A 21,677-nucleotide genomic window follows, 5' to 3' on the forward strand; every position below is an offset into this window, starting at 1 on the left:
CGCGCATCCATCACAATCCTGCTTGTGGCAACTGGCCCTGTCGCTCGTTTCCTCCTCTGCCTATGAGGATGGAAATGAGCGATACGGACTGCCTGCCCACCATCGACCAGGCGCTGGAACAGGATGGCTATGCCCGCCTGGCCGGCGCCGACCTGTTGCGCCAGCTGGATATCGGCGCGGCCGACTGGGCGCCTTTTGCCCGCAGTTGGGACGATCTTGGCCCCGACCTCTTCATGGCCGATGGCGGCCGTTATCGCCGCCGCCGCCACGCGACCTTTCGCTGCACGGCCGGTCAGTTCATCCGCCAGCCCCACCAGCCCCATTATCAGAGCCGCGACTATAACCCGCTGAACGGCGACGTGCAGCGCTGGTTCGATCCGGTCGAGGATGCCACGATCGCGCTGCCGGTGACGCAGGCGCTGCTCGCCTTCTGCGCCGGCCATTTCGATCCGGCGTCATCGGGCGACTGGCATGTCGAGATGCACCAGTTCCGGATCGAGGCGAAGCCGGGCGAGCTTGGCCGTCCTACGCCCGAGGGCATGCACCGCGACGGCGTCGACCGGGTCTTCGTGATGCTGGTCGAGCGCCGCAATGTGCGCGAGGGCGTCACCCGCATCGGCGCCGCCGACGGCACGCCGATGGGCGAATTCACCCTGGCCCAGCCGGGCGACGCGATGCTGATCGACGATCACCGCATCTTCCACGGCGTGACCGAAATCCACGCCGTCGACCCCGCCCAGCCCGCCTGGCGCGATGCGCTGGTGATTACCTTTGTAGCCAACAACTAAGCCCGTTCGTTTCGAGCGAAGTCGAGAAACGGCAAGCGCAGCGCTCTGCGCTTCTCGACACGCTCGAAGCGAACGGATCTTTGGTTCTCCGCCTTTACTTCAGCAACACCAGCTCTTCGGCCATGCTGGGGTGCAGCGCCACGGTATCGTCGAAATCCTGCTTGGTGAGTCCCGCCTTCACCGCGACGGCAGCTGCCTGCAGGATTTCCGGCGCATCCGGGCCGATCATGTGCAGGCCCACCACCTTGTTAGTGGTCGCGTCCACGACCATCTTATAGAGCGCCCGCTCGTCGCGCCCGGCCAACACATTCTTCATCGGTCGGAAGTCGGAGGTGTAGACCTTCACGGTGCCATATTTATTCTTGGCCTGCGCTTCGGTCAGGCCGACGCCGGCCAGCGGCGGATGGCTGAACACGGCCGAGGGCACACAGCTATAGTCGACGGTGCGCGGATTGTTACCGAACACAGTGTCGGCAAAGGCATGGCCCTCGCGGATCGCCACCGGGGTCAGTTGCAGCCGATCGGTGACGTCGCCCACCGCATAGATGCTCTCGCAGCTGGTGCGGCTATATTCATCGACCTTGATCGCGCCCTTATCGTCAATCTCGATGCCGGCATTCTCCAGCCCCAGCCCGTCGGTGTGCGGGCGGCGGCCGGTAGCGAACAGCACGATATCGGCCGCGACCGGATCGCCATTCCTGAAGTGGACGCACAAGGTGCCATCCTCCTTCTTCTCGATCTTCTCCATCTGCGCGTTGAAGCGGAAATTAATCCCCTTCATCGTCGAAATCTGGAGCAGGCGGTCGCGGATCTGCTCGTCATAGCCGCGCAGCAGCGTGCCACCCCGGTTGACCATCGTCACATGGCTGCCGAATTGATGGAAGATGCCGGCAAATTCATTGGCGATATAACCGCCGCCAACGATCACGATACGCTTGGGGCATTCGTCCAGGTGGAACACCTCGTTGGAGGTGATGCCATGTTCGGCGCCCTCCACCTCCGGGATCAGCGGCCAGGCACCGGTCGCGACCAGGATGACCTTGGCCGTCACCTCGCGCCCGCTGGCGAGCTTCACGCTATGCGGCCCGGTTACCGTCACCCGTTCGGCAATCAGTTCAACCTTATGGCTGTTGAGCGTGTTGGTGTAGAGCCCTTCGAGCCGGTCGACATCGGCCAGCACATTGTCGCGCAGCGTCGCCCATTCAAAGCCGCAGTCCGGCACATTCCAGCCGAAGCGGCGGGCGTCCTTCAGATCCTCGGCGAAATGCGCGCCATAGATGAGCAGCTTCTTGGGCACGCAGCCGCGGATGACGCAGGTGCCGCCAACGCGAAATTCCTCGGCCACCGCGACCTTGGCGCCATGCGCGGCGGCGACGCGCGACGCGCGCACCCCGCCCGATCCCGCGCCGATGACGAAAAGGTCGAAATCATAATCGCTCATGCCAGTCTCCGCTCGGCGCACTATCTTGGCGGCGGATATGGCGGCTGGACCGCACAGTTACAAATGGGAATTTTTGCTGCAACTTCCGTTCGCTTCGAGCCTGTCGAGAAGCATTTCCCGACATCGCCCGAAACGAACGGTCGTTATTGCCTTATTCGCCCAAAGCGATCTCGATCAGCGCCATGGTCGAGGGGTCGAAGCCGGTCGGGCCATTGGCCTCGATCGACTTGGCGATCTCCTTGCCCAGTTCGACGCCGAACTGGTCATAGGGATTGATCCCCATCAGCACGGCATTGGCGAAGGTGCGATGCTCGTAAAAGGCGATCAGCGCGCCCAGCGCCTCCGGGTTCACATCATCCATCAGGATGGTGGTCGACGGGCGGTTACCGGCATAGGCACGGGCCGGATCTTCATTGTCCTTGCCGCGCATCAGCGCCGCGCCTTGGGCGAAGCAGTTGACCAGCAGCGCACGATGATGCGCCGGGTCGAGCGCATTGCCCGGTTCGATCGAGGCGATGAACTCGACCGGGGTCAGGATCGTGCCCTGATGCAGCAGCTGGAACACCGCATGCTGCGCATCGGTGCCGACGCCGCCCCAGGTGATCGGAGCAGTCGGCCCATCCACCGGCGAGCCGTCCAGCTTCACCGACTTGCCATTGCTCTCCATCTCCAGCTGCTGGAGATAGGAGGGCAGCAGTGCCAGCCGCTCGTCATAGGCGAACAGGGCGCGGGTCTCGCAGCCCAGCACGCGGGCATAATATTGATCGACGAAGGCGGCGATCAGCGGGATATTCTCGCGCGGATCGGTCAGCTGGAAATGGCGGTCCATCGCCGCAGCGCCCTCCAGCAGGCTTTCGAACGCGTCCCAGCCCAGCGCCAGTGCGGCGGGGAAGCCGATCGACGACCAGAGCGAATAGCGGCCGCCGACGCTTTCAGGGAAGGGCAGGATGCGGGTCTCATCGACGCCCCATTCCATCGCCTTTTCCGGCGCGGCGGTAAGCGCAATGATCTTGCCATAAGGGTCTTCGACACCGGCCTCGACCATCCAGTTGATCGCGCTCGCTGCGTTCAGCATGGTTTCGCTGGTGGTGAACGTCTTGGACGCGATCGCGATCAGCGTGGCGTCGGGGTCGAACGCATCCATCGCCTTTTCCAGCGCCGTGCCATCGACATTGGAGACGATCGCGACATCATAGCGCATGCCGTCGCCGCCCAGCGCATCGACGATCAGGTCGGGGCCGAGCGCCGAGCCGCCGATGCCGATATGCAGAATGTGCCGGATCGGGCCGAGCGCCTCTGCCTCGATCGCATCGATCAGCGCGCGGGTGCGATTGTGCAGCGCCTTGGCCAGCGCCACGCTGTCGGCATTGCCGACGCCGCGCTGCGCGGTGTGCTCGGCGGCGCGCCCTTCGGTATTGTTGACCGCCTCGCCTGCAAACAGCGCTTCGCGCCGGCCGGTGAAATCCTGTTCCTGCGCCAGCTTCAGGAAGCCGTCGACCAGATCGTCGGTCAGATGCGTCTTGGACCAGTCGAAGCGCAGCGGCCCGTGGCTCAGCACCAGCTTGGACAGGCGGTCGGGATCACTCTCGAAGATGGTCTTGAGTTCAGCTTGAGGCAGGGCGGCAAGGGCCGCCAGTGCGGGACTGGACATGCGGGAGATCCTCTTGGTCGTTGGTCGATATCGACGCTGCACCGGTCGATTCTTCCTCTCCTTATCCAAAAGCGGCACGCATTGCATCGTCCACGCGCTTGACGCGGCGCGGGCGACCCCGCAAAAGCCGCGACAGGCCGCAGTGACACGTCGCAGCGCGGCACGATCTTGAAGGAACATTAGGCAGACATGAGCGCAAAATCGGAAACGCGGGACTTCATCTGGTTCCTCGCCAAGCTGGCGGTGTTCGTCTTCGTCCTGCGCAGCTTCATCGTCTCCCCCTTCAACATCCCCTCGGAATCGATGCAGCCGCGCCTCTTGATCGGCGACTATCTGCTGGTCGCCAAATGGCCCTATGGCTATTCGCGCTATTCGCTGCCCTTCTCAGTGCCGCTGATCCCCGGCCGCATCTTCGCCTCGACGCCGCAGCGCGGCGACGTGGTGGTGTTCAAGGCGCCGCCGAGCCAGAAGAACGACTATATCAAGCGGGTGATCGGCCTGCCGGGCGACATGATCTCGGTCCGCGGCGGCACCGTCTATCTGAATGGCCAGGCGATCCCGAAGCAGAAGGTCGCCGACCTCGTCATTCCGGTGACGCCGAACATGGAAGATGCCGCACAGAAGGAAGGCAGCCCCTCCGCCTGCTATCGCCCCGAATTCGAACAGGCCGCACCGGGCGGTGGCAAGCAGTGCCGCTATCCCCAGTATCGTGAGACGCTTCCGGGCGGGAAAAGCTATAACGTCCTCGACCTGGTGCCCGATGGCGCCGCCGATGATCGTGACACCGTGCTGGTGCCGCAAGGCCATCTCTTCATGATGGGCGACAATCGCGATCGCAGCGCCGACAGCCGCTTCCCGGCGGTCGAAGGCGGCGGCATCGGCCTCGTCCCCGAGGAAAATCTGGTCGGCAAGGCGCTCGTCTCCGTCTTCTCGACCGACGGCAGCGCCAACTGGTTGCTGCCCTGGACCTGGTTCACCGCCGCACGCTGGAGCCGGATCGGGGAAGGCTTTTGATGGTGGCTTCGCACAGGCCTGATACCGCAGCCTGGCTGATCGCGCTGATCGGCCGCGCGCCGATCAACCCCGCCGCCTTCGAACAGGCGCTGACCCATGGCAGCGCCAAGGCGGAAAATTACGAGCGGCTGGAATTTCTAGGCGACCGCATCCTGGGGCTACTGATCGCCGAATGGCTCTACGCCCGCTTCCCGGCCGAACCGGAAGGCAAGCTGTCGCGCAGGTTCAACGCGCTGGTCTCGGGCGAAACCTGCGCGCAGGTGGCCCGCGCTGCCGGCGTGCCGCCCCATCTGGTGCTGGGCAAGCAGGCGCGCGATGATGGCGCCGCCGACAGCGACAATGTGCTGGGCGACGTGATGGAGGCGCTGATCGGCGCCCTCTATCTGGAGGCCGGACTGGACGAGGCGCGCACATTGGTTCGCCGCCTGTGGGGCGACCGGGTCGACACCCAGACCGCCGCGCCGCGCCACCCCAAATCGGCGCTGCAGGAATGGGCCGCGTCGAACAAGCGCAAGCCGCCCGAATATGTGATGACGGACCGGTCGGGGCCGCACCATGCGCTGCGCTTCACCGTCACCGTCTCGATCAAGGGCGCAGGCGAGGCGAGCGCCACCGGCGGCTCCAAGCAGGAAGCCGAGACGGCCGCCGCGAAAGCCCTGCTGGAGCAATTGGCGGGCTAAGCCTGTCCCCAACATTCATTTTGGTTTAGGAAGACGTCTCCGCGCATTGGCGTGGAGCGAACGGAGCATGTGATTGACCATCGAGTTTGAAAATCAGCGCTGTGGCGTCATCGCCATCGTCGGCGCCCCCAATGCCGGCAAGTCGACGCTGGTCAATGCACTTGTCGGGCAGAAGGTGGCGATCACCAGCCCCAAGGCGCAGACCACGCGCACCCGCGTCATGGGCGTCGCGATCGAGGGCGACGCGCAGATGGTGCTGGTCGACACGCCCGGCATTTTCGCGCCGCGTCGCCGCCTCGATCGCGCGATGGTGCAGGCCGCCTGGGGCGGCGCGCAGGGCGCCGACCTGATCGTCCTGCTGGTCGATGGCAAGGCGGGCCTTGGCGCCAAGATGGAGCCGATCATCGCTGCGCTGAAAGCCCGGCCGGAACGCAAATGGCTGGTGCTCAACAAGGTCGACATCGCGATCAAGGAGAAGCTGCTGGTCCATACCCAGCGCCTCTATGAGGAGCTGGAATTCGAAGAGTCCTTCTTCGTCTCTGCCGCGACCGGCGACGGCCTGGCCGAACTCAAGACCGCCTTTGCGAACGCCATGCCCGAAGGGCCGTGGCACTTCCCCGAGGATCAGGTGTCGGACGCGACCGACCGCATGCTCGCAGCCGAAATCACCCGCGAGCAGCTTTATCACCAGCTCCACGCCGAACTTCCCTATGCCGCTGCGGTCGATACCGAGCAGTATAAGGAGCGCGACGACGGTTCGGTCGAAATTCACCAGCAGATCCTGGTCGGCCGCTCCAGCCAGCGCGCGATCGTGCTGGGCAAGGGTGGCCAGCGCCTCAAGGAAATCGGGTCCAAGGCGCGCGCCGAACTGGCCAACCTCCTGGGCGTCAAGGTCCATCTCTACCTCCACGTCAAGGTGAAGGAAGACTGGGAAGAAGACCGCTTCATCTATCGCGACATCGGCCTCGACTGGGTCGACTGATCCACTTCGCTGCACAAGCGAAACATAATCACCATCCCGGTCGTTGAGCCTTCATGCTCAAGACCATCATGGTGGCCACGCGGGATCGCGCACGACTGGCCGAGATTACCAGCGTCGCGACCCGCTTCGGCCTGGACATGCTGCTCGCCCGGCTGGGGCTGGCGAAAGGCGATGACAGTGCCGCCGCCGATCCGCCCGACCTGCCCCGCCGCACCCGGCAGGCGATGGAGGCGCTCGGCCCGACCTATGTGAAGCTCGGCCAGATCCTCGCCACCCGGCAGGATCTGTTGCCCGAGGCGTGGATCGCCGAATTCGGCAAACTGCACAGCGACGCGCCCACCCTGCCCTTCGATCAGCTTCGCCCACGCCTCGAAGCGGTGCTGGGCGAACCGGTCGAAACCGCTTTCGCCCGCTTCGACACGGCCCCGCTCGCCGCCGCCTCGATGGCGCAGGTCCATCGCGCGACCCTGACCGACGGGCAGGAGGTGGTGGTCAAGATCCGTCGCCCCGGCATCCGCAAGGCGATGGAGGCGGACCTGCGCCTCATCACCCATCTGGCCGGCATCGTCGAAGCGAGCAGCCGCGAGGCGCGCCGTTTCCAACCGCAGGCGCTGGTGCAGCAATTGCTCGACACCGTGCTGGAGGAACTGGATTTCACCCAGGAAGGTCGCAATGCCGACCGGCTGCGCGAAGACCTGGCTGACAACCCGGCCGTGGTCATCCCGGCGATCCACTGGACCTATTGCGCGGAAACCGTGCTGGTCATGGACTATATCGACGGTGTGCCGCCGCGCGACGGCGACACCTTGCGCGCTGCCGGCATCGATCCGGTCGCGATCGCCGACCTTGGCGCGGCGCTGGTGCTCGACATGGTGCTGGTCCACGGCCGCTTCCATGGCGATCCGCATCCCGGCAACCTCCTCTGCCTGCCGGGCGACCGGCTCGCCCTGCTCGACCTGGGCCTGATCGGCCATGTCAGCGCGCGGCGGCGGCAGGAATTCCTGTCCTTCATCCTCTCGCTGCGCTCCGGCGACGCCCGCACCTTGGCCGACACGCTGTTGGTCTGGTCAAAGGCCAGTGCGCCAGGTCCCGGCCGGGTGCTGGACGCCGCCGAGCAATTGGTCGCCCGCCACGGCAGCGGCCCGCTGGTCCTCACCCGCATGGTCGCCGACTTCTTTCCGCTGCTACGCAAGGAGGGGCTGGTGCTGCCGCCCGACCTCGCCCTCATCTTCAAGGCGCTGATCACGATGGACGGGGTGCTGGGCGCGATCCAGCCCGGCTTCGACCTGTCGCAGGCGCTGCAAAAGGCGCGCGGCCGGCTGGTGATGAACCAGGTCGCTGCGGCCCATGCCCCGGAAAAGACCGTTGCCCTGCTGCTCGAACTCTCGCGCATCGCCGACGACGCCCCGCGCCTGTTGCGCGCGCTGACCCGCCGGCTAGAGGCAGACACGACGCCCGCCACCCCGTCCCCATCGGACCAAGGCAGCAAATGGATCGCCGCCGCCATCCTCGCCGCCGGCGCCCTGATCGCTGCCGCCCACCATTTCGGCTAGCCTATCGCCTATTTTTATCCGCGCAGCAGCGAGACAAGCGAGAAGCCGGCCAGCCGATCAATTGGCCGGCGCTTCATTTTCCGCGATGATCGACAGGGCAAAGTCGCGCGACCGCTTTACCAACGTGCGGACCGTGTCCGGCCCGTCATAGCCTTCATAGGTGGCGACAAGGATCGCCTTGCTCGCCGCCGTCGTCAGGCAACCGCCAACGCCGATCGCCACCTGAGCCTGCTGGGTCTGCATCGTCATCGATCCGCCGATGATGGCGCAGCTATCGTCCATTCCCATCGGCACGACCTTGCCGCTGGTCTGGGTCTTGGCACCGAACAGCGTCTCCATCCCCTTGTCGATGGCCACATTGCTATCGTCCTTGTCCAGAAACGCCTTGAACGCCGGCGTGTCGAACTCCGCTTCCATGAGCTTCAGGAACTGGTCCCGCTCCAGCGTCGCCATCAGTGCCGCGACCGGCGCCTTGACAAGGATATAGCGATCCAGCTTCGTCAACGTCGCCTCGCAGGCAAAGAGGGTCAGGACCGTGACATTCTGCGTGTCCATGGTCGCCATCATCTGCGCCAGCGACGCCATCGGCCCCTTGGGCGGGCAATAGCCCTCCGGCACGGTCCAGTGCAGTTCCTTGTCGCCGACCTGGAAGCGCACGACCTCCGGTTCGGCGGCCAGCGCGGGGCTGGCCGCCGACAGAAGCAGGGCGACGATGGCGAAGGCCCGCCCCGCCATGGCGCCGATCATGCCTTGGCGGTCTCCGCCTTCTTCTTGGCCGGGGCCTTCTTGGCTGCGGGCTTCTTTTCGCCCGCTTCCTTCTTCGCCGCCGGCTTCTTGGCGGCCGCCTTCTTCGCCGATGCCTTCTTGCCCTTCTTGGCCGGGGCCGCCGCTGCACGCGCGTCGATCAGCTGGGCCGCCTCCTCCAGGGTCAGCGCGTCCTGCTCGATCGTCTTGGGCAGGGTCGCGTTGGTCGTGCCGTCAGTGACATAGGGGCCATAGCGGCCCGCCATCAGCTTGATCTCCGCCTCGGTGCGCGGATGCTTGCCCAGCACCTTCAATGGCTCCCGCGACGATCCGCCACGCCCGCCCTTGTTCGCCGCATCGGCGAGCTTGGCGACGGCCATGTTCATGCCCACCTCGAAAATCTCGGCGGTCGAGGACAGGCGGCCATATTTGCCGTCATGCAGCAGATAGGGACCGAAGCGGCCGATATTGGCAACGATCGGCAGCCCGGTTTCCGGGTGCAGGCCGACCTCGCGCGGCAGGCTCAGCAGCTTGATCGCCCAGTCGAGCGTCATCTCGCCATCGGGCAGATCCTTGGGGATCGACCCGCGCTTGGCTTCCTTGCCCTCGCCCATCTCGATATAGGGGCCGAAACGGCCGGACTTCTTGACGATGTCCTGCCCGGTCTCGGGATGCTGGCCCAGGATTTCGGGACCGGTATCGGCGCCATCGCTGCCGCCGGGCTGGCCGAACTTGCGGGTATATTTGCACTCGGGATAGTTGGAGCAGGCGATGAACGCACCGAAGCGTCCACCACGCAGCGACAGCTGGCCATCGGCGCAGAGCGGGCAGGCGCGCGGATTGCTGCCGTCCGCCTTAGGCGGGAACAGCATCGGCTCCAGGAACTTGTCCAGCTCGGCCGTGATGTCGGACGGCTTCTGCTCCATGATCTCGGCGGTCTTGGGCTTGAAGTCCTTCCAGAAGGCTTCGAGCACTTCCTGCCACTGGGCGCGGCCGCCGGAAATCTCGTCCAGCTCGTCTTCCAGGCCGGCAGTGAAATCATAAGAGACATAGCGCTCGAAGAAGCGCTCCAGGAAGGCCGTGACAAGCCGCCCGCTCTCCTCGGCGAAGAAGCGGTTCTTCTCGACGCGGACATAGTCGCGGTCCTTCAGAACCTGCAGCGTCGAGGCATAGGTAGACGGGCGACCGATGCCCAGCTCTTCCAGCTTCTTCACCAGCGAGGCTTCGGAATAGCGCGGCGGCGGCTGGGTGAAATGCTGTTCGGCGCTCACCTTCTTCTTGGCCGGCGCGTCGCCTTCGCTCAGGCGCGGCAGCAGCTTGCTGTCGTCATCCTCGGCATCGTCGCGACCTTCTTCGTAAAGGGCGAGGAAACCGGGGAAGATCACCACCTGACCGGTGGCGCGCAACGTATGGCTGCCGCTGCCGTCGACCATGTCGATGGTGGTGCGCTCCAGCCGGGCTGACGCCATCTGGCTCGCCAGCGCGCGCTTGAAGATCAGGTCGTAAAGGCGCGCATGATCGCCGCCGCCGACCTTGTCGCGATGGAATTCGGTCGGGCGGATGGCTTCGTGCGCTTCCTGCGCATTCTTGGCCTTGGTCTGATACTGGCGTGGCTTTTCGGGCAGATAGCCGCCGTCATAGCGCTCCGCGATCGCCTTGCGCGCGGCGGAGATGGCGCTGCCGTCCATCTGCACGCCGTCGGTACGCATATAGGTGATCGCGCCGTCCTCGTAGAGCTGCTGCGCGATCCGCATCGTGTGGCTGGCCGAGAAGCCCAGCTTGCGCGCGGCTTCCTGCTGCAGGGTCGAGGTGGTGAAGGGCGGCGGGGGATTGCGGGTGAGCGGCTTCGTCTCGACCTTGTCGACGGTGAAGCGCCCGGCCTCCACGTCCGCCTTAGCGGCCATGGCATCGCCTTCCTTGCCGATGGTCAGGCGGTCGATCTTCTCGCCCTTCCAGCGGACCAGGCGCGCGGTGAAGCCCTGCCCGCCCTGCTCCATCTCGGCCGAGATCGACCAATATTCCTGCGGCACGAAGCTTTCGATCTCGCGCTCGCGCTCCACCACCAGGCGCAGCGCGACCGATTGGACGCGGCCGGCCGACTTGGCGCCGGGCAGCTTGCGCCACAGCACCGGCGACAGGGTGAAGCCCACCAGATAGTCGAGCGCCCGGCGCGCCCGATAGGCGTCGATCAGATCCTCGTCCAGCGCGCGCGGCTTGGCCATCGCGTCCAGCACCGCCGCCTTGGTGATGGCGTTGAACGTCACCCGGTCGACCGTCTGCGGCAGCGCCTTCTTGGCGCGCAGCACTTCCTGCACATGCCAGCTGATCGCTTCCCCTTCGCGATCAGGGTCAGTCGCCAGGATCAATCGCGTGGCCTTCTTCGCCTCGTCGGCGATGGCCTTGAGCTGCTTGCCCTTGTCGCCATAATTTTCCCACGACATGGCAAAGCCATTGTCGGGATCGACCGACCCGTCCTTGGGCGGCAGGTCGCGGATATGGCCGTAGCTGGCCAGGACATGGAAATCCCCGCCCAGATATTTCTCGATGGTCTTCGCCTTGGCCGGCGATTCGACAATGACAAGTTGCATTCAGGCCCCGGTTTGGAAGTCTCTCACGTATACGCGCGAGTTTGATCGAGTGACCTAACGAAGGTCAACAGCGGACACGCTTGGCGCGAGCTAGCTCATTTGATCAGGCTAGAACAATGGACTTTCTGGAAACGAAGAACATAATCTCCAACGACCACAGTGTCGCCGTCATCCAGCTCCACGCTGCCGCCCGCCCTCACCTCTCGTCCATTCACATGCACACCGTTGGTTGAGCAATAATCTTCAAGAAACACATGCTCCCCCTCCGATATCAAGCCACAATGGAAGCGAGATATGTCATCAGCGCTCAACATCAGATCATTCCCTGGATCCCGTCCGATTGTAACCCTCGAATTCAGCGCAACAAAAAGGACTATTCCTTTATGCACGACCCTTTCAGGTGGCTCGCTTTGAATTTTTAATATTCCTACAGCAAAGCGTCTTTGCGCCCCTTGGGAAGTATTCGGATCCAGCAACAAGCGTGTAATTTCTATCGCGATCTCGCCCCTACGTTTGCGATTCTCCTTGCTCACCGTCCGATAGGCAACAAAAATGCTGGCGCAGGCAGCGATCAGCGCTGCCGAAAGTGTTCCCCATATCGGCAATGCTATCAATTCTAACATTTAGCTTACACTCACTTTCCCACCCGCCTGCCGTTCCAGCCCGCCCGCCAGCTCCAGTTCCAGCAGCACCGTCTGCACGATAGCGGGCGACAGGCCGGACAGGCGGATGACCTCATCCACCGCCACCGCGACCGGCCCCAGCAGCGCGATCACTGCCGCGCGATCGGCGTCGGCGACATCGCTCGACACCGGCTGGCCGATAAAGTCGAAGCTGCCCTGCCGCACCATGCGGGGATCAAGCCCGCCGACCGCCTCCAATATATCATCGGCATTCTGCACCAATGTCGCACCCTCGCGGATCAGCAGGTTGCAGCCCTGGGCGCGCGGGTCGAGCGGCGATCCCGGCACCGCCATCACCTCGCGCCCCGCCTCGGTCGCCAGCCTTGCGGTGATCAGCGACCCGGATTTGGGTGCCGCCTCCACCACCACCGTGCCCAGCGCAAGGCCAGCGATGATCCGGTTGCGCGCCGGGAAATGCCGGGCGAGCGGCTGGGTGCCGGGCGGATGCTCGGTCACCAGCAGGCCACGTTTCGCCACATCTTCCTGCAAGGCGGCATTTTCGGGCGGGAAGCCGATGTCGATGCCGCTGGCGATCACGCCGATCGTGCCGCTGTCGATCGATCCGCGATGCGCTTCGGTATCGATGCCGCGCGCCAGGCCGGACACGACCACCGCGCCCCGTTCACCCAGCTGCTGCGCCAATATCCGGGCAAAGCGGCAGGCGGCCGCCGACGCGTTGCGCGCGCCGACCATGGCGATGCACGGCCGCGCCGCGATCGCGGCATCGCCCCGGATGATGAGCGCGGGCGGCGCGCCCTCCATCTCGGCCAGCAGCGCGGGATAGTCGGCATCGCCCATCAGCAGATAGCGGGCGCCGATCGCGCGGGTCGCGGAAATCTCCCGCTCGATCGCGGCAGCATCGGCCACCCGCGCCTCGCCCCCACCGCGCGCGGCGAGCATGGGAATGGCGCGCAGCGCCTCGGCCGCGCTGCCGAAGCGCGCGAGCAACTGGCGGTAGCTGACGGGGCCGATCCGGGGGGATCGGATCAGGCGGAGACGGTCGAACCGCTCCTGCCCGCTCACTCGGTGGCGGCTTTCTGCTTGGAACTGCCGACCTTGGGCTCCTCGCCCTTTATCAGCCGGGCGATATTGGCACGGTGCCGCCACAGCACGATCAGCGCGAGCGCCAGGCTGACCGGCACCAGATCGATCCGGCCAAAGGCGAACATGGCGATCGGTGCGCTGACTGCGGCCGACATGCCGCCGACCGACGACCATTTGGTGCCGAACAGCGCCCCCAGCCACACGACCGCAAAGACGATGCCGGCCGGCCAGTACATGGCCGTCACCACACCCATCATCGTCGCCACGCCCTTGCCACCGGCAAAGCGCAGCCAGACGGGGTAGCAATGGCCGATGAATGCCATGGCGCCCGCCATCGGCCCGCCACCATCCACCAGCGCCGCGCCGATCAACACCGCCGCCGCACCCTTGAGCAGGTCGAGCAGCAGGGTCGCCGCCGCCAGCCCCTTGCGCCCGGTGCGCAGGACATTGGTCGCGCCGATATTGCCCGACCCGATCTGGCGCAGGTCGCCAGCGCCGGTGAAGCGCGTCAGCAGCAGGCCAAAGGGGATCGAGCCGAGCATATAGCCCAGCACCAGAACAAAAGCGGGAAGCAGCCAGGGAGGTGTCATGAAATTCGCCGATAAAGCGTTTTCAAAGCAGGTGGAACAACTGCTGGCTCGGAAAACGCGGTACATCAAAAGATCAGAACGGGACAGCCGATGCAATCGGCCGGCCTGTTCTGATTGTTGCGCGTGACCATAGCGTGACAGGCGCGGGGGGCAATGGGCAGTATCGGCTTACCGCACCCGTGCGGGATTGCCGACCACGGTTGCGCCGGCCGGCACGTCGCGCGTCACCACGCTGCCCGCACCGATCAGCGCATCGTCGCCGATCGTCACGCCAGGCAGGATGATCGCGCCGCCGCCGATCCACACATTGCGGCCGATGGTGATCGGCACGCCCCATTCGATGCCGGTGGCACGCTCGGCCGGATCGCGCGGATGATCGGCGGTCAATATCTGCACCCCGGTGCCGATCTGCGTGCCGTCGCCGATGGTCACCGGCACGACGTCCAGGATGACGCAGTTGAAGTTCAGGAACACGCCCGCGCCCAGGAAGATATTGAAGCCATAGTCGCAGTGGAAGGGCGACCGGATCGTCGATCCCGCCCCCAGCGCGCCCAGCCGCTCGCGCAGCAATTCCTCGCGCTCGGGCGGCAGGGTCGCGTTGAAACGCTGCATCCACGCCGCTGCGGCCAGCTGGTCCGCGATGATTTCCGGATCGCTCGCATGATAGGGCTCACCCGCGATCATCTTCTGTTTCATGCTGGGCTGCGTCATCATTCTCTCCTTCGATCGGCCCGCGAGGTGGCAGCGACCGGCCCGCTTTGCAAGCACCGGGCGTTGACACTCCCGCCCCATGCCGCGACACAGGCGCGCATGACGGTCGCACCAGACGCTCCCATCCTTTTCTTCGATTCCGGCGTGGGGGGCCTGTCCATCCTCGCCCCGGCCCGCGCCGCCTTGCCGAACGCCCCGGTCGTCTATGCCGCCGACAGCGCCGGCTTCCCCTATGGCACCAAGAGCGAGGCGGAGATCGCCGCGCGCGTGCCCGCCCTGCTCGGTCGGCTGGTGGAGCGCTATCGCCCGCGCCTCGCCGTCATCGCCTGCAACACCGCCTCGACCATCGCCCTGCCGCATGTCCGCGCCGCGCTCGACATTCCGGTGGTCGGCACCGTCCCGGCGATCAAGCCGGCGGCGCTATTGTCCAAAAGCCGGGTGTTCGGCGTGCTGGGCACCAATGCCACCGTGCGCCAGCCCTATGTCGACCGACTTGCCGCCGAACATGGCGCCGACTGCACCGTGCTGCGCCATGGCAGCGCCGCGCTGGTGCAACTGGCCGAGGCGAAGCTGCGCGGCGAAACGCTCGATCCCGCCATCGCCCGCGACGCACTGGCGGGGCTTCTCGATCAGCCGGGTGGCGATCGGATGGACATGGTCGTCCTCGCCTGCACCCATTTTCCGCTAGTGGAACAAGAACTTGCCGCCGCCGCGCCGCATCCGATGGGCTTCGTCCATGGCGGCGAAGGGATAGCCCGGCGCATCGCCTTCCTGACCGAAGGACAGCCCTGGCCGGATGCGCCCTCGCCCGGCATCGCCGTCTTCACCCGCGTCGATGACAAGGTCGAGGCGCTGCGCGACGCGCTGGCCAGCTATGGCCTTGATCGCATCGACGCGCTCTGACCCTAGGGGGTAGGCCATTTGTCCAATGGCAAAGCGTTTCGATCACACTGATAGGGAATCTGCGTATCGTTGCGAGCGGTTATCGCTGGCAATGGCAGGCGCGCGCAGGTAAATGCACTCCTCAGGCAGAGGATGGCGCGACCATAGAAGAACCGGCGCGCGAGCAACGGGAAGAACGGCGTAGTGAATTACAAGCATATCTTTTCGCAGGCGATCGACCGGCTCCACAGCGAGGGCCGCTATCGCGTGTTCATCGACATCCTGCGTAACAAGGGCGCGTTCCCCAATGCCCGCTGCTTCCACGGCCATAACGGCCCGAAGCCGATCACCGTCTGGTGCTCGAACGATTATCTCGCCATGGGCCAGCATCCCAAGGTGGTCGCCGCCATGGAGGAAGCGCTCCATGATGTCGGCGCTGGATCGGGCGGCACCCGCAATATCGGCGGCAACACCCATTATCATGTCGACCTGGAGGCGGAACTCGCCGATCTGCATGGCAAGGAAGCGGCCCTGCTCTTCACCTCGGGCTATGTCTCGAACGAAGCGACGCTCTCGACCCTCGCCAAGATCCTGCCGGGCTGCATCATCTTTTCGGACGAGCTGAACCACGCCTCGATGATCGCGGGCATCCGCAATTCGGGCTGCGAAAAGCGCGTCTTCCGTCACAATGATCTCGATCATCTGCGCGAACTTCTCGCCGCCGAGGATCCCGAGGCGCCCAAGCTGATCGCCTTCGAAAGCGTCTACTCGATGGACGGCGACGTGGCGCCGATCGCGGAAATCTGCGACCTGGCCGACGAGTTCAACGCGCTCACCTATCTCGACGAAGTCCATGCCGTGGGCATGTATGGTGCGCGCGGCGGCGGCATTTCGGAGCGCGACGATGTCGCGCATCGCCTGACCATCATCGAAGGCACGCTGGGCAAGGCATTCGGCGTGATGGGCGGCTATATCGCCGCCGACCAGATGATCGTCGACGTGATCCGCAGCTATGCGCCCGGCTTCATCTTCACCACCTCGCTCTCGCCCGTGCTGGTCGCCGGCGTGCTGGCGAGCGTGCGGCACCTGAAGGGCTCCAGCGCCGAGCGCGAAGGCCAGCAGGCATCCGCCGCCAAGCTCAAGCAGTTGATGCGCGACGCGGGCCTGCCGGTTATGAACTCGGTCACCCATATCGTGCCGCTGATGGTGGGCGATCCGGTCAAGGCCAAGCGGATCAGCGACATCCTGCTCGCCGAATATGGCGCCTATGTGCAGCCGATCAACTATCCGACCGTGCCGCGCGGCACCGAACGTCTGCGCTTCACGCCTGGCCCGGCCCATAATGAAGAGATGATGCGCGACCTGGTGTCGGCGCTGGTCGAAATCTGGGATCGGCTGGAACTGGAACTGCTGGAACGCCAGGCAGCCTGACCGGACAGGAACGGGGCGGCCGATCGCAGCGCCGCCCTGTCCTATCCGCGCAAAAGCCGCTATGATGAGCCAGGTCGGAGCCATCCGCCCCGACGCCCGTCCCGCAACAAGATGTCCTACATTGGATATCAAATGTCACAATGTGCGGGAAATATGCGAAGTTAAGCGCAGCCTTTCCTACAAATCCAACATCAGACCCGGATCAGCCCGCCCCTGACCGCATAGCCGCGATAGAGCGTCCGGACATGGGGGAAGCCGCCCATATCCTGTGCCAGTCGGTTGATCGCGCCGTTGAGTTCGCGCCGGGGCGAGACGTGGAACCGCTCCAGCCAGCCGAACAGCGCCCGCTTCCAGAGCGTCGGCAATTCCTCCTGCTGGCCGAAATCCACGATCTCCAGCTTGCCGCCCGGCGCCACGCAGCGCACCGCCTGGACCAGCGCCATTTCCCATTCGGGGATCATCGACAGCGCATAGCTGATGAACACCCGCTCGAAGCTCGCCCGGCCGAACAGCGCCTGCGGATCAAAGCCGCAGGCATCGCCCTGCGCCAGCGTCACCCGATCCGCCATGCCCGCCTTCGCGACCGAAGCCCGCGCGGTGCCCAGCATCGCATCGCTGATATCGACGCCATAGAGCCGCGCCTTGGGCCAGGCCTTGCCCACCGCGATCAGGTTGCGGCCAGTGCCGCAGCCAATCTCCAGCACAGCGCCGCCGGCCGGCGGATCGAGATCGGCGATCAGCCCGTCGCGGCCGAGCAGATAATATTTGCGGGTCAGGTCATAAATGTGCCGCTGGTAGCGATAGACCCCGTCCATCAGCTGCCCATGACCACTCATGCGTCGGTGCCCTTCAGCACATAGAGATGCACGCCGCCATAGATGGCCGAGCGGTCGCGCGCGGTATAATCGCGCGAGGCTTCGGCGCGATAGTCCCAATGGGCCAGCACATCGTCGGCGACCCGGCCGGGCAGGATGCTCGGTTCGCCGGCGGTGCGGAACAGCACGCGGGCGCCGGGCTTGGCCGTCCGCGTGATCTGCGCCCAGAGCGCGTTCAACTGTTCGTCATCCATCCAGTCCTGCGCATCGAGCAGGATGTAGCGATCACACGATGCGGCCGGCTGGCTGGTCAGGAAGTCGGTGAAGTTGATATGCCGGACATCGACCCGTTCGGCCCGGTCGCGCACCGCACGATGATTGGCCGCCTGCAGATAGGGCGGCAACGGCCCTTCGCCGCCTGCATAGCCACGACCGAACGCCTGCACGGCGAAATAATTGTCCTTCAGGTCGAAGTCGCAGGCCAGTTTCTTCAGCCGCGCCTTCAGCACATTGTCCATCCGGTCGTCGCCGGCCAGCGCCTCGAACTGCGCGGGCGGGATGCCCAGGCCGAAGAGCGAAGCGGGCTGGCTGGTCAGCCAGCGGACAAAGCCCTTGTCGAAGATCGGCGCCAGTTCGCGCTCGAAGATCGCCAGTTGCTCCTCGCGGCTCTGCGCGTCCAGCATCCGCTTGGGGTTCACGCCATGCAGCCGGGCCAGCAGATGGGCTGCGCCGATGAAACGGCCAAGCAGGCCATGCCTGTAGATGCCCCGCGCAAAGCCACCGATACGGCGGCGACCGGTCATGTCGCGGCCTTCCCAATAGCGGCGCGTCGCCTCATCCAGACGCGGCGCCACGATCTCGCGATAGGCGGCGATGTTCGCCTTGTCGTCCGCCCGCGCGAAGAAGCGATGGAAGGCGGCATGATCGGGCAGCGTCTGCGCCGCCATCAGCTTCAGCCGGTTGAGCGCGATATGGGCGGTGTTGAGGTCGACCGCCGTGATCTTCGCCGGATCGGCGGTCAGGTAGGACAGGACATTGCAGCCGCCCGACGCGATCGTCACCACATGACTGTCGGGCGTGATCGCCAGCGCTTCCATGTCGACCGCCGGGTCTTCCCAGATCTGGGCATAGACCAGGCCGCGGAAGGCGAAGGTGAAGGCGCGTTCCAGCAGCCCCTGCTTCGACAGATGGCGGTGACGATGCACCGCGTTGGTGACTTTCTTGTGGGCCGATGCGGCCATGGGCGCACTCCTCGCTGCCGGGTCGTTCGGTCGGCCGATAGGGCAGGCGCGTGTCGTGCGCATGACCGCTGGGTTACGCCATGATGACGCCCCTTGCGGAACCTGGAGCACCTCTCCCATCTTCTGCATCTAATGGCGCACTGGATCGAACCCCACCCCACCGGCATCTATGTCCGCCCCGCCGATGCGTGGATCGACCCGTCGCAGCCGCAGGAACGGGCGCTCGTCACCCATGGTCATGCCGACCATGCGCGTGGCGGCCATGGCCATGTCTGGGCCACGCGAGAAACGCTGGCGATCATGGCGTTGCGCTATGGCACGCCCAGCGGCACGGCGGTCGGCTATGGCGAAGAGATCCGGCTGGGCGGCGTCACCATCCGCTATGTCCCCGCCGGCCATGTGCTGGGATCGGCACAGATCATCCTGGACCATGCCGGCGAGCGCGTGGTGGTGACCGGCGACTACAAGCGGCGCCCCGACCCGACCTGCCTGCCGTTCGAGCCGGTGCCTTGCGACATCTTCGTGACCGAGGCGACCTTCGGCCTGCCCGTCTTCCGCCATCCCGACACCGGCAGCGAGATGGACCGGCTGCTCCATGCGCTTCACGCCAATCCCGATCGCTGCGTGCTGGTCGGCGCCTATGCGCTCGGCAAGGCGCAGCGGGTGATCTGCGAATTGCGGGCGCGCGGCCATCATGACCCCATCTATATCCATGGCGCGCTCGAACGCATGTGTGCGCTTTACCAGGATTTCGGCGTCGACATGGGGAAGTTGCGCGGCGCGACCGGCGTGCCAGCCAAGGATATGCGCGGCGCCATCGTGCTGGCGCCGCCCTCCGCGCTCAACGATCGCTGGAGCCGCCGCCTGCCCGACCCGATTGCCGCCATGGCGTCAGGCTGGATGCGGGTGCGCCAGCGCGCCCGGCAGCGCAATGTCGAACTGCCTTTGGTCATTTCCGACCATGCCGACTGGGACGAACTGACCGACACGATCCGCGAGGTCGCTCCCAGCGAAACCTGGATCACCCATGGCCGGGAGGAAGCCCTGCTCCACTGGTGCATGACCCACCAATATCGCGCCCGCGCGCTGGCGCTGGTGGGCCGCGAGGATGAGGAGGAAGGGTGATGAATATCGCATCACCACCTCCGTTCGGTTCGAGCCTGTCGAGAACCGGTGCGCATGGGTTCTCGACAGGCTCGAACCGAACGGGACAAGACGGATGAGGCAATTTTCCCGACTGCTCGACGGCCTCGTCTACACCCGCTCGCGCAATGGCAAGCTGGCGCTGATCGCCGCATATATGCGCGAAGCCGCCGATCCCGACCGGGGTTGGGCGCTGGCGGCGCTGACCGGCAATCTCGATCTCAAGGCGGTGAAGGCGTCGGCCATCGGCGAGATGATCCGCGCCCGCACCGATCCCGTCCTGTTCGAGATGAGCCGCGACTATGTCGGCGACCTGGCCGAGACCGTCGCGTTGCTCTGGCCCCGCCCCGGCAATGAACCGGCCGAACTGGACGACGGCTCGCTCAGCCTGTCCACCGTCATCGACCGCCTCCACAGCGTCAGCCGCGCCGCCGCGCCGGATGCGCTGGCCCAGATGATGGACCATCTCGACGCATCGGGCCGCTTCGCCCTGCTGAAGCTTGCCACTGGCGGCCTGCGGGTGGGGATATCCGCCCGCCTCGCCAAGACCGGCTTCGCCCAGGCCTTCGGGCTTGATGTCGATGATGTCGAACAGGTCTGGCACGCCCTCGCCCCGCCCTATGCCACGCTGTTCGACTGGGCGGAGGGCCGCAGTGCCCGTCCCGATCCGGAAGGCACCCCCTATTTCCGTCCCTTCATGCTCGCCCATCCGCTGGAAGCCGATAGCGTCAACCTCGCCGACTATGCCGCCGAATGGAAATGGGACGGCATCCGCATCCAGATCGTCGGCACCGGCCCAAAAAATGGAGGCGAGACGCGCCTCTACAGCCGCGCGGGCGACGACATCACGGGCAGCTTCCCCGAAATCGCGCAGGCCTTCACCGGTCACGCCGTGCTGGACGGCGAATTGCTGGTGAAGGGGGAGTTTCAGGGCGCCAAAGAACATGGAGGCGCTGCCGCCAGCTTCAATGCCCTGCAACAGCGGCTCGGCCGCAAGGCGGTCAGCGCCAGGATGATGGCCGACTATCCCGCCTTCGTCCGCCTCTATGACCTGCTGATCGAGGGTGACGACGACCTGCGCGCGCTCCCCTGGACAGCCCGCCGCGCCCGGCTTGAAGCCTATATGGCGCAACTATCCCCCGACCGATTCGACCTGTCCGCCGTCATCGACGCGCCCGATTTCGCGGCGCTGGCCGATATCCGCGCCGGCGCCCGCGACGCCGCGATCGAGGGTGTCATGCTCAAGCGCCGCGACAGCCCCTATGTCGCCGGGCGCAAGGCCGCGCTCTGGTACAAATGGAAGCGCGATCCGCTGACCGCCGATTGCGTCATGATGTATGCCCAGCGCGGACACGGCAAACGCTCCTCCTTCTATTCGGACTATACGTTCGGCTGCTGGACGGAGGATGGCGAGCTTCTGCCGGTCGGCAAGGCCTATAGCGGGTTCACCGACGAGGAACTCAAATGGCTCGACCGCTTTGTCCGGGGGAATACAGTGAACCGCTTCGGCCCGGTCCGGGAGGTCGAAAAGACGCTGGTGCTGGAGGTCGCCTTCGACTCCATTCATGACAGCAAACGCCACAAGTCCGGCCTCGCCATGCGCTTCCCCCGCATCGCCCGCATCCGCAAGGACAAGCCGGCAGCGGAGGCGGATACGGTCGAGGAATTGAAGCGTCTGGTCAGTTGAAGCATAAGG

General features: G+C 65.3%; 19 protein-coding genes. 9 read left to right on the plus strand and 10 right to left on the minus strand.

Features of this window, described 5'->3' with window-relative positions:
• Nucleotides 1-74 precede the first annotated feature (74 nt).
• A complete protein-coding gene (locus HH800_RS10140) occupies nucleotides 75-788 on the plus strand; it encodes a 2OG-Fe dioxygenase family protein (protein ID WP_169860975.1) in 714 nt (237 codons plus the stop codon).
• 94 nt (nucleotides 789-882) lie between these two features.
• Here HH800_RS10140 and gor read toward each other — a convergent pair whose 3' ends face one another.
• Both gor and pgi read right to left on the minus strand, forming a co-directional pair.
• Nucleotides 883-2,229: a glutathione-disulfide reductase gene (gene gor, locus HH800_RS10145; RefSeq protein WP_169860976.1), complete on the minus strand. Its 1,347-nt coding sequence runs from the start codon at nucleotides 2,227-2,229 to the stop codon at nucleotides 883-885.
• Between the two features lie 151 nt (nucleotides 2,230-2,380).
• Entirely contained in the window at nucleotides 2,381-3,880 is a 1,500-nt protein-coding gene (gene pgi, locus HH800_RS10150; protein ID WP_037519667.1) for a glucose-6-phosphate isomerase, read from the minus strand.
• A 189-nt stretch (nucleotides 3,881-4,069) separates the two neighbouring features.
• Between pgi and lepB the strand changes: the two genes are divergently transcribed.
• From lepB to HH800_RS10170, 4 genes are all read left to right on the plus strand, one after another.
• A complete protein-coding gene (gene lepB / locus HH800_RS10155) occupies nucleotides 4,070-4,894 on the plus strand; it encodes a signal peptidase I (RefSeq protein WP_169860977.1) in 825 nt (274 codons plus the stop codon).
• The gene (gene rnc, locus HH800_RS10160; protein WP_097383364.1) at nucleotides 4,894-5,574 is read left to right on the plus strand and encodes a ribonuclease III; all 681 of its coding nucleotides are present in this window, start codon (nucleotides 4,894-4,896) and stop codon (nucleotides 5,572-5,574) included. The genes lepB and rnc overlap by 1 nt, the downstream gene beginning before the upstream one ends.
• A gap of 73 nt (nucleotides 5,575-5,647) precedes the next feature.
• Entirely contained in the window at nucleotides 5,648-6,556 is a 909-nt protein-coding gene (gene era, locus HH800_RS10165) for a GTPase Era (protein ID WP_169860978.1), read from the plus strand.
• Nucleotides 6,557-6,609: 53 nt separating this feature from the next.
• Nucleotides 6,610-8,109 carry an ABC1 kinase family protein gene (locus HH800_RS10170; RefSeq protein WP_169860979.1) on the plus strand — a complete coding sequence of 500 codons (1,500 nt, stop codon included), beginning with the start codon at nucleotides 6,610-6,612 and terminating at the stop codon, nucleotides 8,107-8,109.
• Between the two features lie 57 nt (nucleotides 8,110-8,166).
• Here the strand turns inward: HH800_RS10170 and HH800_RS10175 are convergent, their stop codons facing one another.
• From HH800_RS10175 to HH800_RS10200, 6 genes are all read right to left on the minus strand, one after another.
• On the minus strand, nucleotides 8,167-8,856 hold the full coding sequence (locus tag HH800_RS10175) for a hypothetical protein (RefSeq protein ID WP_169860980.1): 690 nt from the start codon (nucleotides 8,854-8,856) through the stop codon (nucleotides 8,167-8,169).
• Nucleotides 8,853-11,441, minus strand: coding sequence for a type I DNA topoisomerase (gene topA, locus HH800_RS10180; RefSeq protein WP_169860981.1), 2,589 nt, complete (start codon nucleotides 11,439-11,441; stop codon nucleotides 8,853-8,855). Before topA ends, HH800_RS10175 begins: the two co-directional genes overlap by 4 nt.
• Nucleotides 11,442-11,536: 95 nt before the next feature.
• Nucleotides 11,537-12,064 (minus strand): FHA domain-containing protein, encoded by a 528-nt coding sequence (locus tag HH800_RS10185; protein WP_136187310.1) that lies wholly within the window; start codon nucleotides 12,062-12,064, stop codon nucleotides 11,537-11,539.
• Nucleotides 12,065-13,147, minus strand: a complete 1,083-nt coding sequence (dprA, locus tag HH800_RS10190) for a DNA-processing protein DprA (protein ID WP_169860982.1) — start codon at nucleotides 13,145-13,147, stop codon at nucleotides 12,065-12,067.
• Nucleotides 13,144-13,758 carry a glycerol-3-phosphate 1-O-acyltransferase PlsY gene (plsY, locus tag HH800_RS10195; RefSeq protein ID WP_169860983.1) on the minus strand — a complete coding sequence of 205 codons (615 nt, stop codon included), beginning with the start codon at nucleotides 13,756-13,758 and terminating at the stop codon, nucleotides 13,144-13,146. The genes dprA and plsY overlap by 4 nt, the downstream gene beginning before the upstream one ends.
• A gap of 168 nt (nucleotides 13,759-13,926) precedes the next feature.
• Nucleotides 13,927-14,469 carry a sugar O-acetyltransferase gene (locus HH800_RS10200; RefSeq protein WP_169863293.1) on the minus strand — a complete coding sequence of 181 codons (543 nt, stop codon included), beginning with the start codon at nucleotides 14,467-14,469 and terminating at the stop codon, nucleotides 13,927-13,929.
• Between the two features lie 99 nt (nucleotides 14,470-14,568).
• On the opposite strand from HH800_RS10200, the gene murI reads away from it, so the two are divergent.
• Both murI and hemA read left to right on the plus strand, forming a co-directional pair.
• A complete protein-coding gene (gene murI, locus HH800_RS10205) occupies nucleotides 14,569-15,372 on the plus strand; it encodes a glutamate racemase (RefSeq protein WP_169860984.1) in 804 nt (267 codons plus the stop codon).
• A gap of 183 nt (nucleotides 15,373-15,555) precedes the next feature.
• A complete protein-coding gene (gene hemA / locus HH800_RS10210) occupies nucleotides 15,556-16,782 on the plus strand; it encodes a 5-aminolevulinate synthase (RefSeq protein ID WP_010337893.1) in 1,227 nt (408 codons plus the stop codon).
• Between the two features lie 191 nt (nucleotides 16,783-16,973).
• Here the strand turns inward: hemA and HH800_RS10215 are convergent, their stop codons facing one another.
• A complete protein-coding gene (locus HH800_RS10215; protein WP_169860985.1) occupies nucleotides 16,974-17,618 on the minus strand; it encodes a class I SAM-dependent methyltransferase in 645 nt (214 codons plus the stop codon).
• A complete protein-coding gene (locus HH800_RS10220; protein WP_169860986.1) occupies nucleotides 17,615-18,838 on the minus strand; it encodes a DUF3419 family protein in 1,224 nt (407 codons plus the stop codon). Before HH800_RS10220 ends, HH800_RS10215 begins: the two co-directional genes overlap by 4 nt.
• Nucleotides 18,839-18,970: 132 nt before the next feature.
• Here HH800_RS10220 and HH800_RS10225 point away from each other — a divergent pair, with 132 nt between their 5' ends.
• Together HH800_RS10225 and HH800_RS10230 are read left to right on the plus strand one after the other, a co-directional pair.
• Nucleotides 18,971-19,963: a ligase-associated DNA damage response exonuclease gene (locus tag HH800_RS10225; RefSeq protein ID WP_169860987.1), complete on the plus strand. Its 993-nt coding sequence runs from the start codon at nucleotides 18,971-18,973 to the stop codon at nucleotides 19,961-19,963.
• A gap of 94 nt (nucleotides 19,964-20,057) precedes the next feature.
• On the plus strand, nucleotides 20,058-21,668 hold the full coding sequence (locus tag HH800_RS10230) for a cisplatin damage response ATP-dependent DNA ligase (RefSeq protein ID WP_169860988.1): 1,611 nt from the start codon (nucleotides 20,058-20,060) through the stop codon (nucleotides 21,666-21,668).
• Nucleotides 21,669-21,677 lie beyond the last annotated feature (9 nt).

The organism is Sphingobium yanoikuyae, assembly GCF_013001025.1.
Taxonomy (GTDB): Bacteria; Pseudomonadota; Alphaproteobacteria; order Sphingomonadales; family Sphingomonadaceae; genus Sphingobium; species Sphingobium yanoikuyae_A.